The sequence below is a fragment of the Bradyrhizobium ingae genome, assembly GCF_055791185.1.
Genome location: NZ_JBVUBB010000037.1, coordinates 13,814 through 25,697, shown reverse-complemented (window position 1 = coordinate 25,697; position 11,884 = coordinate 13,814). Strand labels below are relative to the sequence as shown.

The 11,884-nt window shown below is 64.3% G+C and carries 10 protein-coding genes; all 10 read right to left on the bottom strand.

From position 1 onward, the window contains the following. Positions 1–95: 95 nt before the first annotated feature. A complete protein-coding gene (locus tag ACV1FX_RS34275) occupies positions 96–626 on the bottom strand; it encodes a hypothetical protein (protein ID WP_473121961.1) in 531 nt (176 codons plus the stop codon). 33 nt (positions 627–659) lie between these two features. Continuing rightward, complete coding sequence (gene lpdA, locus ACV1FX_RS34270) at positions 660–2,060, bottom strand: dihydrolipoyl dehydrogenase (protein ID WP_473121960.1); 1,401 nt, start codon at positions 2,058–2,060, stop codon at positions 660–662. A 55-nt stretch (positions 2,061–2,115) separates the two neighbouring features. Beyond that, positions 2,116–2,877, bottom strand: a complete 762-nt coding sequence (locus ACV1FX_RS34265; protein ID WP_473122010.1) for an SDR family oxidoreductase — start codon at positions 2,875–2,877, stop codon at positions 2,116–2,118. 55 nt (positions 2,878–2,932) lie between these two features. Further along, complete coding sequence (odhB, locus tag ACV1FX_RS34260) at positions 2,933–4,168, bottom strand: 2-oxoglutarate dehydrogenase complex dihydrolipoyllysine-residue succinyltransferase (protein ID WP_473121959.1); 1,236 nt, start codon at positions 4,166–4,168, stop codon at positions 2,933–2,935. 178 nt (positions 4,169–4,346) lie between these two features. Next, a complete protein-coding gene (locus ACV1FX_RS34255; protein WP_473121958.1) occupies positions 4,347–7,304 on the bottom strand; it encodes a 2-oxoglutarate dehydrogenase E1 component in 2,958 nt (985 codons plus the stop codon). Between the two features lie 138 nt (positions 7,305–7,442). Next, positions 7,443–8,327 (bottom strand): succinate--CoA ligase subunit alpha, encoded by an 885-nt coding sequence (gene sucD / locus ACV1FX_RS34250; protein WP_092289970.1) that lies wholly within the window; start codon positions 8,325–8,327, stop codon positions 7,443–7,445. Between the two features lie 64 nt (positions 8,328–8,391). After that, a complete protein-coding gene (locus ACV1FX_RS34245) occupies positions 8,392–8,853 on the bottom strand; it encodes a hypothetical protein (protein ID WP_473121957.1) in 462 nt (153 codons plus the stop codon). Positions 8,854–8,864: 11 nt separating this feature from the next. Next, the gene (locus ACV1FX_RS34240) at positions 8,865–9,344 is read right to left on the bottom strand and encodes a DUF1579 family protein (RefSeq protein ID WP_473121956.1); all 480 of its coding nucleotides are present in this window, start codon (positions 9,342–9,344) and stop codon (positions 8,865–8,867) included. A 3-nt stretch (positions 9,345–9,347) separates the two neighbouring features. Next, positions 9,348–10,544, bottom strand: coding sequence for an ADP-forming succinate--CoA ligase subunit beta (sucC, locus tag ACV1FX_RS34235; protein ID WP_449380585.1), 1,197 nt, complete (start codon positions 10,542–10,544; stop codon positions 9,348–9,350). A gap of 197 nt (positions 10,545–10,741) precedes the next feature. After that, positions 10,742–11,710, bottom strand: coding sequence for a malate dehydrogenase (mdh, locus tag ACV1FX_RS34230; protein WP_473121955.1), 969 nt, complete (start codon positions 11,708–11,710; stop codon positions 10,742–10,744). Positions 11,711–11,884 lie beyond the last annotated feature (174 nt).

Below are 11,884 nucleotides of genomic sequence, written 5' to 3'. Positions count from 1 at the left end.
CGCGTAACGACGTCGCGGTAGTCAGCCGACACACACGCCGCTGTCACTGGATTGCCCGCGTTCGCGGGCGATGCCACCGAATGTACGGCCGATAGCTACCGCGCCTCGTGCACGCTCTTGCGGAAGCGCTGGATGAGGCGGAGCGCCCGGGAGGACCATCCCTCGCCATTGCCGGTGAGAGCGCTCTTGAGACGCTGCTTGATCGGCTCGACCAGCGCCGTGGATTTGGCGCGGATCTTCATCACGAATTCATAGAGCCGCTCGAACCACGCCATCTCAAGCAGCTTGTCGCGCGTCACGTCGAACACGAAGGCGGTGACGCCGACGCCGAGCAGCTTGGCGAACAGGATCGTGAACAGCGCGCTCATCCAGTATTCGTGGGTTAGCAGCCACAGCCCGACGAGTTTTAGCGGAAACAGCGGGATGATCGGCACGGCGAAGACGATCAGCGTCATCGCCGGCGACAGCGCATCGACACGCTCGGTCAGCCATTGCTTGAACTGCGCGAGCGGGATCGCGGCGACGACGCGCGCCACGATCGGCTCGAGATGGTCCCATAGCCAGGCTTCGATCAAAAAGATGATCGCCAGCAGGACCCAGACGGGTTGAAGAAGGCGGCGCAGCATGTGTTTCCCGCCCGATTCGGCTCGGGGCGTCGCCTACATATGGATGGCCCGCTTGCCGACTGCAAGCGCGGCTTCCTTGATCGCCTCGGAGCGGGTCGGATGCGCATGGCAGGTGCGGGCGAGATCTTCCGCGCTGCCCCCAAACTCCATCAGCACGCACGCCTCGTGGATCATTTCACCGGCTTCACGGCCGATAATGTGCACGCCGAGCACGCGATCGGTCTTCGCATCTGCGAGAATCTTCACAAAGCCGTCGGTGGTCTGGTTGACCTTGGAGCGGCCGTTGGCGGTAAAGGGAAACTTTCCGACGGTATAGGCCACGCCCGCCTGCTTGAGCTCTTCCTCGGTCTTGCCGACGGAGGACACTTCCGGCGTGGTATACACGACGCCTGGGATAACATCGTAGTTCACGTGGCCCGCCTGCCCCGCGATGATCTCCGCGACCGCCACACCCTCGTCCTCCGCCTTGTGCGCGAGCATCGGGCCGGCAACGACATCGCCGATGGCATAGACCCCCTTCAGCGTGGTCGCGAAGTGAGCATCGATCTGGACGCGGCCGCGATTGTCCAGCGCGACGCCGGCTTCCTTCAGCCCGAGACCGTCGGTGTAGGGCACGCGGCCGATGCAGACCAGCACGACATCCGCCTCGATCGTCTCGGCCGCGCCGCCGGCAGCGGGCTCGATCTTCGCGAGCAGTGCCTTTCCGTTGGCCTCGACGCCAGTGACCTTCGAGCCCAGCTTGAATGCAAATCCCTGCTTCTCAAGGATGCGCTGAAATTGGCGCGCGACCTCCCCGTCCATGCCCGGCAGGATACGATCGAGGAATTCGACGACCATGACTTCGGCCCCGAGTCGGTGCCAGACCGAGCCGAGCTCCAGCCCGATCACGCCCGCGCCGATGATCAGCAGCTTGCCCGGCACCTTCTCCAGCGACAGCGCGCCGGTCGACGACACGATGCGCTTCTCGTCGATCTCGATGCCCTTGAGCCGCGCGATGTCCGAGCCGGTGGCGATCACGATGTTCCTGGTCTCGACGACTTGCGACTTGCCGTCCGCGGAAACCTCGACCTTGCCGGTGCCCAGGATCTTGCCGGTGCCCTTGAGCACATCGATCTTGTTCTTCTTCATCAGGAACTCGACGCCCTTGACGTTGCCGTCAATGCCCTGCTGCTTGAAGTTCATCATCGCGGGCAGATCGAGTTTCGGCGCGGAGACCGAGACGCCCATCTTGGCGAAGGAGTGCCCGGCTTCCTCGAACATCTCTGACGCATGCAGCAAAGCCTTCGAGGGCATGCAGCCGACATTGAGGCAGGTGCCGCCGAGGCTGGCGTTCTTTTCCACCACGGCGACTTTCATGCCGAGCTGGCTCGCGCGCACCGCGCAGACATAACCGCCCGGTCCGGTGCCGATGACGACGAGATCGTAGGTAGCCATGAGAGGAAGTCCCGTAATTTAGCGTGAGAAGACGTGTCAGCGTCCGCGCGGCGCGTCAGCGTCCGCCGGACACGTCGAGAATGGCAGAGGTGACGTAGGAGGCATCGTCCGACATCAGCCAGACGATGGCATTGGCGATTTCCTCGGCGGTGCCGACGCGCTTCATCGGCACCAGATGGGCCAGACGATGGGCGCGGTCGGGTTCGCCGCCGGCGGCGTGGATTTCGGTGTCGATCAGGCCGGGACGGATGCCCGCGACGCGGATACCTTCGCCAGCGACTTCATAGCCGAGGCCGATGGTGAAGGAATCGATCGCGCCCTTGGAGGCGGCATAGTCGACATAGGTATTGGGCGAGCCGAGCTTGGCAGCGACCGAAGACAGATTGACGATGACGCCGCCCTTGCCGCCATGCCTGGTCGACATCCGCTTCACCGCCTCGCGCGCGCAGAGGATGGAGCCGGTGACGTTGACGGCCATCACGCGCTGGATGCGTTCCGCCGACATCTCGTCGACGCGCACGCCGCTCTTGCCGACAATGCCGCCATTGTTGACGAGCGCCCCGAGCGTGCCGAACGCGTCAGCGGCCTTGAACAGCGCGAGGATATCGCTTTCCTCGGCGACATCGCACTTCACCGCGATCGCCTTGCCGTTCTTGGCTTCGATCGCGGCGACGACCTCGTCGGCGGCTTTCTTGTTGCTGGCATAGCCGACGACCACGCGAAAGCCGCGCGCCGCCGCTGCAAGCGCGGTAGCGCGGCCGATGCCGCGGCTGCCGCCAGTGATGATCGCAACCTTGTCCGTCACATCAGCCTCCATCTTTGCGCGCACGCCGTCGCCCTTGCAGGCGGCGGCGCTTTCAAGACTTCGGGTATCAGAGGTCCAGGACCAGCCGCGCCGGATCTTCCAGGCTCTCCTTGACGCGGACCAGGAAGGTCACGGCTTCCTTGCCGTCGATCACGCGGTGATCGTAGGACAGCGCCAGATACATCATCGGGCGGACCTCGATCTTGCCGCCGATCACCATCGGCCGCTCCTGGATCTTGTGCATGCCGAGGATGCCGGACTGCGGCGCATTCAGGATCGGCGTCGACATCAGCGAGCCGTAGATGCCGCCATTGGTGATGGTGAAGGTGCCGCCCTGCATCTCGTCGATCTTGAGCTGACCGTCGCGCGCGCGGCGACCGAAATCGGCGATGCCCTTCTCGATGTCGGCGATCGACTTCTGGTCGCAATCACGGACCACGGGAACGACGAGGCCCTTGTCGGTGCCGACGGCGACGCCGATATGATAGTAGTTCTTGTAGATCAGGTCGGTGCCGTCGATCTCGGCGTTGACGGCCGGGATGTCCTTCAGCGCCTGCACGACGGCCTTGGTGAAGAAGCCCATGAAGCCGAGCTTGGAGCCGTGCTTCTTCTCGAACACGTCCTTGTAGTGCGCGCGCAGCGCCATGACGTTGGTCATGTCGACCTCGTTGAAGGTCGTCAGCATCGCGGCCGTGTTCTGCACGTCCTTCAGGCGCCGCGCGATGGTCTGGCGCAGGCGGGTCATCTTGACGCGCTCCTCGCGCGCGGCATCGTCGGCGGGCGACGGCGCACGCACCTGCACGGCGGCGGCCGGCTGGTTGACCGGGGTCGGCGCGGAGGCCGCGCGCTCGATCGCGGCGAGCATGTCGCCCTTGGTGACGCGGCCGTCCTTGCCGGAGCCGGGAACGGTCGAGGCATCGATGCCGGTCTCGGCCGAGAGTTTGCGCACCGACGGGGCGAGCGGCGCATCGGCGGGCGCCGCCTTGGGCGCTGCAGGTGCGGGAGCTGCAGCCGGCGCGGCGGCAGCGGCAGGCTTGGCGGGAGCAGCAGCCGGCTTGGCGGCGCCGGCGCCATCGGTGATCTGTCCGAGCAGCGCACCAACCGCAACCGTCGCACCGTCAGCGGCGATGATCTCGCTGAGCGTGCCGGCCGAGGGCGCCGGCACTTCGATGGTGACCTTGTCGGTCTCGAGCTCCACCAACGGCTCGTCGACGGCGACGGGATCGCCGGCCTTCTTGAACCAGCGGCCGATGGTGGCCTCGGTGACGGATTCGCCGAGCGTCGGCACACGAATTTCAGTCATGGTCTTTTCCCTAAGAGATCGCTTGTGCGGTCATGAATTCAAATGTCATCGCCCGCCTTGTGCGCAATTGCGCACTGGTGCGGGCGATCCGGTACGGCGTGATTTCCGTGAGCAGAACGAACGCCGCGGAGTACTGGATGCCCCGCTTTCGCGGGGCATGACTCAAGTCCAAAATTGGTTAGCTCAGAGCCTCGTCCAGGAACGCCTTGAGCTGCGCCTGGTGCTTCGACATCAAGCCGGTTGCGGTCGCGGCGGAGGCGGCGCGGCCGACATAGCGCGGACGCCGGCTTGCGCCGTTCGCCTGGTTGAGCACCCATTCGAGATAGGGCTCGATGAAGTGCCACGCACCCATGTTGCGCGGCTCCTCCTGGCACCAGATCACCTCGGCCTTCTTGAAGCGCGAGAGCTCCGCGACCAGCGCCTTCAGCGGCACCGGATAGAGCTGCTCGACGCGCATCAGGTAGATGTCGTCGATGCCGCGCTTCTCGCGCTCCTCGTAGAGGTCGTAATAGACCTTGCCCGAGCACAGCACGATGCGACGGATCTTCTCGTCCGGCACGAGCTTGATCGCCTCGTTCTGCAACATCTGGGCGTCATCATAGAGGATGCGGTGGAACGTCGTGCCCTTGGCGAGCTCGTCGAGCCGCGACACCGCGCGCTTGTGGCGGAGCAGCGACTTCGGCGTCATCACGATCAGCGGCTTGCGGATCTCGCGATGGAGCTGGCGGCGCAGCACGTGGAAGTAGTTCGCCGGCGTGGTCGGATAGACCACCTGCATGTTGTCTTCCGCGCACATCTGCAGGTAACGCTCGAGGCGCGCCGAGGAATGCTCGGGTCCCTGGCCCTCATAGCCATGCGGCAGCAGGCAGACGAGGCCGGACATGCGCAGCCATTTGCGCTCGCCCGAGGAGATGAACTGGTCGAACAGCACCTGCGCGCCGTTGGCGAAGTCGCCGAACTGCGCCTCCCACAGCGTCAGCGTGTTCGGCTCGGCCAGCGAGTAGCCGTATTCGAAGCCGAGCACCGCTTCTTCCGAGAGCAGCGAGTTGATGACCTCGTAGTGACCCTGCTCGTGACCGAGATGGTTGAACGGCGTGTAGCGGCTCTCGTCCTCCTGGTCGATCAGCACCGAATGGCGCTGCGAGAAGGTGCCGCGCTCGCAGTCCTGGCCGGACAGGCGAACATGGTGGTTCTCGTTGAGCAGCGTGCAGAACGCAAGCGCCTCGCCGGTCGCCCAGTCGATGCCAACGCCGTTGTCGATCGCCTTTGCACGGTTGTCGAGGAAGCGCTGGATGGTGCGGTGGACGCGGAAACCGTCCGGCACCTTGGTGATCTTGCGACCGATGTCCTTGAGGATCGGCAGGTCGACGCCGGTGACGCCGCGGCGTGCGTCCTCTTCCTGATCGGCGATCTTGAAGCCCGCCCACTTGCCGTCGAGCCAGTCGGCCTTGTTCGGCTTGTAGGAGGTGCCGGCTTCGAACTCGGCATCGAGCCGGGCGCGCCAGTCGGCCTTAAGCTTGTCGACCTCGCCCTCGGTGACCACGCCTTCGGCGATCAGGCGCTTGGCATAGAGCGTGAGGGTCGAGGGATGGGCCGCGATCCGCTTGTACATCACCGGCTGGGTGAACGCCGGCTCGTCGCCCTCATTGTGGCCGTAGCGGCGATAGCACCACATGTCGATGACGACGGGCTTGTGGAACTTCTGCCGGAACTCGGTCGCGACCTTGGCCGCGAACACCACGGCTTCCGGATCGTCGCCGTTCACGTGGAAGATCGGCGCGTCGATCATCTTCGCGACGTCGGAGGGGTAAGGCGACGACCGCGAATAGCGCGGATAGGTGGTGAAGCCAATCTGGTTGTTGACGATGAAGTGCACCGAGCCGCCGGTGCGATAGCCCTTCAGGTCGGACAGGCCGAAGCATTCCGCGACCACGCCCTGGCCGGCGAATGCCGCGTCGCCATGCATCAAGAGCGGCAATACCGAGATCCGCATGTCAGGCGGATCGCCGTGCTGGTCCTGCTTGGCGCGGACCTTGCCGAGCACGACGGGATCGACGATCTCGAGATGCGAGGGGTTGGCGGTGAGCGAGAGATGGATGCGGTTGCCGTCGAACTCGCGGTCCGAGGACGCACCGAGGTGGTACTTGACGTCGCCCGAGCCTTCAACCGCATCGGGATTGGCCGAGCCGCCCTTGAACTCGTGGAACAGCGCCCGGTGTGCCTTGCCCATGACCTGGGTCAGCACGTTGAGGCGGCCGCGATGCGGCATGCCCAGCACGATCTCCTTCACGCCGAGATTGCCGCCGCGCTTGATGATCTGCTCGAGCGCGGGGATCAGCGACTCGCCGCCGTCCAGACCGAAGCGCTTGGTGCCGGTGAACTTGGTGTCGCAGAATTTTTCAAAGCCTTCGGCTTCGACCAGCTTCATCAGGATGGCGCGGCGACCCTCGGGGGTGAAGGAAATTTCCTTGTCCGGCCCCTCGATACGCTCCTGGATCCAGGCCTTCTGCGCCGCATTGCTGATGTGCATAAACTCGACGCCGAGCGTCTGGCAGTAGGTACGCTCGCAGATCGCGACGATCTCGCGCAGATTGCCGTATTCGAGGCCGAGCACGTGATCGAGGAAGATCTTGCGGTCGAAATCGGCTTCGCTGAAGCCATAGGTGCGCGGGTCCAGCTCCTCGCGGTTGCGCTGCGCTTCGATGCCGAGCGGATCGAGCTTGGCGTGGAAGTGGCCGCGCATGCGGTAGGCGCGGATCAGCATCAACGCACGGACGGAGTCGCGGGTCGCCTGCAGCACGTCGGCCGAGGTGAGATCGGCGCCTTTGGCCTGCGCCTTGGCGGCGATCTTGGCGCCGACCGCCTTCTCGACCTGGGCCCAGTTGCCGTCGAGCGCCGAGGTCAGTTCGTCCTGGGGCGTGACCGGCCAGTTGTCCCGGGCCCAGGACGGCCCTTCCGCGTTCTTGCGGACGTCGGCCGGCTGGTCCTTCAGGCTCTGGAAAAACTCCTGCCACTCGGCGTCAACCGAGGAGGGGTCTTTCTCGTAGCGGGCGTAGATTTCGTCGATGTAGGTGGCGTTGGTGCCCTGCAAAAAAGATGAGAGGGCAAAGGCTGCGTTCGCGTCCTGGCGAGACATTCTTGATTTCCCAGCGATTTCGGTTCGCGCAAATGAAAACGGCGCCGACACCGATCCTCCCGGCAGCGGATCGGCATGTCAGGCACCGTTTACCCTATCTATTGCGAACTTTCGCCCGGAAAAGCACCAAGAAGTGAATTAACCTTTCAACTTTTCGGCAAGGGTATGTCCGAGCCGTGCGGGCGACGGAGACACGGTAATTCCGGCTGATTTCATCGCTTCCGTCTTGGAACCGGCGTCGCCCTTGCCGCCGGAGATGATCGCGCCGGCATGGCCCATGCGGCGCCCTGGAGGTGCGGTGACACCGGCGATGAATCCGACCATCGGCTTCTTGCGGCCGCGCTTGGCCTCGTCCTTGAGGAACTGGGCGGCGTCTTCCTCGGCGGAACCGCCGATCTCGCCAATCATAATGATCGACTCGGTCTTGGGGTCGGCCAGCAGCATTTCGAGCACATCGATGAACTCGGTGCCCTTGACCGGGTCGCCGCCGATGCCGACCGCGGTGGTCTGGCCGAGGCCCTCTTGCGAGGTCTGGAACACGGCTTCATAGGTCAGGGTGCCGGAGCGGGAGACGATACCCACGCTGCCGGTCTTGAAGATGTTGGCGGGCATGATGCCGATCTTGCATTCGCCGGCAGTCATGACGCCCGGGCAGTTCGGCCCGATCAGGCGCGACTTGGAGCCGGCGAGCGAGCGCTTCACGCGAACCATGTCGATGACCGGAATGCCTTCGGTGATGCAGACGATCAACGGGATCTCGGCGTCGATGGCCTCGCAGATCGCATCCGCAGCGCCCGGCGGCGGCACGTAGATCACGGACGCGTCGGCGCCGGTCTTCTCGCGCGCCTCGCGCACGGTGTCGAACACCGGCAGGCCCAGGTGCGTCGCGCCGCCTTTGCCCGGCGAGGTGCCGCCGACCATCTTGGTGCCGTAGGCAATCGCGGCTTCGGAGTGGAAGGTGCCGTTCTTGCCGGTAAAGCCCTGGCAGATGACCTTGGTGTTCTTGTCGATCAGGATGGACATGAGGCGAGCCTACTTTCGTGGATAACTGTTACCTGGCCGGATGACGGCTGTTCAACGTGACTGTTCAATCGAAGGAGTACCCGCCGAAAAAGATTTCGTGCGGTTCACCCTTATCGAAAATGACTGTGTAGAGCGCCGATCCGCGCGTGATGCGATCCCACATTCGCTGGTTGGTTTCGACCTGCTCGCGCGTCGGCTTTGACGTCCCGAACAAACCTTCCGCATCGCCCGGAGCCAACGGAAAGGCTGTCATGAATGGCATTCCGCTTCCATCGAAAGGCGCCGGCGCAACTTGCATGATGTCGAGGATGGACCGGGTACCGGTCTCGTCGCACTGCTCCATCACCTGCTCGATCGAACCGTGCTTCGCACCCGGCACCGGTGCCGACAAGTCGACGGGAAATTTCTGTCGCGGTGTCACCGGGTAATAGCGCCCGGCTTGAAACTCGCGCAACCGCAACTTCTGCAGCGCCGCGTCGACATCGTCCTCGTACGGAACGAAATACCAATATGGATCAGCACCCATGGATCTCGCCCCTAATGCACCCGCCGATAGACGCCGGTGAGCACGTCGGCCCAGCCTTCCGCGTCCGGCGAGAACTGGATCTTCAACGAGTAGGAATTATCGTCGATGATCTCGTAGACATGGCGCGCATTGCCGCGCAGCGAGCCACGCACCAGCGTCAGGGTCTTGCCGACCCAGCCGCCGGAGGCGGGCGAGGGCGGCGTGTAGCCGAGCGAGTCGTACCAGAACAATTTATAGGTCCGGTCATCGCGGTCGTAGGTGAAGATGCCGTGCGTGGCGAAGATCTCCTTGCCGTCGCGCATCTGGACAGCGTCCTGGATCAGATAGAAGCCGTTGAGATCCATGCGCGCCACCGTGCGCGAGGTCGCCGGCCCGCCGGCATTCCAGCGCGACGGGTAGACCATCTCCTCGCCATCCCATTCACCGGCGAACGCGGCGAGACGCGCGTGTTCCGGCAGCGGAGATGATTGAGCGAGATGGTCCTGGGGCATGGCCTAGCCTCCCTTGACGGCCTTCACGATCTTCTGCGCGGCGTCATCGAGATTGTCGGCCGGCACGACGTTCAGGCCTGATTCACGGATGATCTTCTTGCCGAGCTCGACATTGGTGCCTTCGAGGCGGACCACCAGCGGAACGCTGAGGCCGACTTCACGCACCGCGGCCGTGACGCCCTCGGCGATCACGTCACACTTCATGATACCACCGAAAATGTTGACCAGAATGCCCTTCACGTTCGGGTCGGCGGTGATGATCTTGAAGGCGGCGGCGACCTTCTCCTTGCTGGCGCTGCCGCCGACGTCGAGGAAGTTGGCCGGCGCCATGCCGTAGAGCTTGATGATGTCCATGGTCGCCATGGCAAGGCCGGCGCCGTTGACCATGCAGCCGATATTGCCGTCGAGCGTGACGTAGTTGAGATCGTATTTCGAGGCCTCGATCTCCTTGGCGTCCTCTTCGGTCTCGTCGCGCAGCGCCACCACCTCGGGATGACGGAACAGCGCGTTGTCGTCGAACGACACCTTGGCGTCGAGCACGCGGAGCTGGCCCTGCTTGGTCACGACCAGCGGGTTGATCTCCAGCATCGACATGTCCTTGGCGACGAAGGCCGCAAAGAGCTGCGCGGTGAGCTTTTCCGCCTGCTTGGCGAGATCGCCGGACAGGTTCAGCGCCTTGGCGACGGTACGGCCGTGATGGCCCATGATGCCGGTCGCCGGATCGACCGAGAAGGTGACGATCTTCTCGGGCGTGTTGTGCGCGACGTCCTCGATGTTGACGCCGCCTTCGGTCGACACCACGAAGGAGACCCGCGAGGTCTCGCGGTCGACCAGGATCGAGAGGTAGAATTCCTTGTCGATGTCGGAGCCGTCCTCGATGTAGAGGCGGTTGACCTGCTTGCCGGCGGGGCCGGTCTGCACGGTCACGAGCGTGGCGCCGAGCATCTGCTTGGCGAACTCGGCAACTTCGCCTGCCGACTTGGCGATGCGGACGCCGCCCTTGTCGCCGGCCGAAGCCTCCTTGAACTTGCCCTTGCCGCGGCCGCCGGCATGGATCTGGCTCTTCACCACCCAGACCGGGCCCGGGAGAGCCTTCGCCGCCGCTTCCGCATCAGCCGCCTTCAGGACCGGAACGCCCTTGGAGATCGGCACGCCGAACTCGTTCAAAAGCGCCTTGGCCTGGTACTCATGGATATTCATCTGGTCGCTCCCTGAACCCGCGCGCGGTGACCTCGGGGGTTCGCCTCTAATTTGTCGTCTGGCATACCATATACCACGACATCTGCAACCCGGAATCTTCTGGAATCTGGGCCGCCGGACCCGGAAGACCCACCCGACGGGGCTCCGGACATGAAAGCGCCGAGGATCGGGTCCGATCCTCGGCGAGATTTTCCCGATCAGCGGCCCAGAAGGTCGGGCGCGATCTTCTTGCAGGCGTCGACCAGGCCCTGCACCGCGCCGACCGACTTGTCGAAGGCCTCGCGGTCCTTGCCGGCGAGCTCGATCTCGACGACGCGCTCGACGCCCTTGGCACCGATGACGACGGGCACGCCGACATACATGTCCTTCACGCTGTATTCGCCGTTGAGATACGCGGCGCAGGGCAGCACGCGCTTCTTGTCCCTCAGATAGCTCTCGGCCATCGCGATCGCGGACGCCGCCGGCGCATAGAAGGCCGAGCCGGTCTTCAGCAGGTTGACGATCTCGGCGCCGCCATTGCGGGTGCGATCGACGATCTCGTCGAGGCGCGCCTGCGAGGTCCAGCCCATCTTCACGAGGTCGGGCAGCGGAATGCCGGCGACGGTGGAGTACTTCACCAGCGGCACCATGGTGTCGCCATGGCCGCCGAGCACGAAGGCGGTGACGTCCTCGACCGAGACGTTGAACTCGTCGGCCAGGAAGTAGCGGAAGCGCGCCGAATCCAGCACGCCGGCCATGCCGACGACCTTCTTGTGCGGCAGGCCGGAGGCCTTCTGGAGCGCCCAGACCATGGCGTCGAGCGGGTTGGTGATGCAGATGACGAAGGCGTCGGGGGCGTACTTCTTGATGCCGGCACCGACCTGCTCCATGACCTTGAGGTTGATGGAGAGGAGGTCGTCGCGGCTCATGCCGGGCTTGCGCGGCACGCCGGCGGTGACGATGCAGACCTTGGCGTTGTCGAGCGCTTCGTACGAATTGGCGCCGGAATAACGCGCGTCAAAACCGTCGACCGGCGAGGACTGCGCGATGTCGAGCGCCTTGCCCTGCGGCACGCCCTCCGCGATGTCGAACATCACCACGTCGCCGAGTTCTTTCAGGCCGATGAGATGAGCCAACGTTCCGCCGATCTGACCGGAGCCAATCAAAGCAATCTTGTCGCGCGCCATGTGAACCTGTCCTTTAGACACGTAAGGAGGGGAAAACTGAGAGGGGTGGTTATCCCTTTCGCCTCCCCCGTTCAAGTCGCCGGATGCTCAATTGTCGGGCTTGCTGATATTCCGACCAGCATGGCAACGCCGACATTCCGGGGCGCCGCGAAGCGACGAGCCCGACATCGGACC

What these genes read in the sequence shown, in the direction of transcription:
- ACV1FX_RS34275 (WP_473121961.1), bottom strand. Translation starts at nt 626, where the DNA reads ATGCTGCGCCGCCTTCTTCAACCCGTCTGGGTCCTGCTGGCGATCATC.
- lpdA (WP_473121960.1), bottom strand. Translation starts at nt 2,060, where the DNA reads ATGGCTACCTACGATCTCGTCGTCATCGGCACCGGACCGGGCGGTTAT.
- ACV1FX_RS34265 (WP_473122010.1), bottom strand. Translation starts at nt 2,877, where the DNA reads ATGGAGGCTGATGTGACGGACAAGGTTGCGATCATCACTGGCGGCAGC.
- odhB (WP_473121959.1), bottom strand. Translation starts at nt 4,168, where the DNA reads ATGACTGAAATTCGTGTGCCGACGCTCGGCGAATCCGTCACCGAGGCC.
- ACV1FX_RS34255 (WP_473121958.1), bottom strand. Translation starts at nt 7,304, where the DNA reads ATGTCTCGCCAGGACGCGAACGCAGCCTTTGCCCTCTCATCTTTTTTG.
- sucD (WP_092289970.1), bottom strand. Translation starts at nt 8,327, where the DNA reads ATGTCCATCCTGATCGACAAGAACACCAAGGTCATCTGCCAGGGCTTT.
- ACV1FX_RS34245 (WP_473121957.1), bottom strand. Translation starts at nt 8,853, where the DNA reads ATGGGTGCTGATCCATATTGGTATTTCGTTCCGTACGAGGACGATGTC.
- ACV1FX_RS34240 (WP_473121956.1), bottom strand. Translation starts at nt 9,344, where the DNA reads ATGCCCCAGGACCATCTCGCTCAATCATCTCCGCTGCCGGAACACGCG.
- sucC (WP_449380585.1), bottom strand. Translation starts at nt 10,544, where the DNA reads ATGAATATCCATGAGTACCAGGCCAAGGCGCTTTTGAACGAGTTCGGC.
- mdh (WP_473121955.1), bottom strand. Translation starts at nt 11,710, where the DNA reads ATGGCGCGCGACAAGATTGCTTTGATTGGCTCCGGTCAGATCGGCGGA.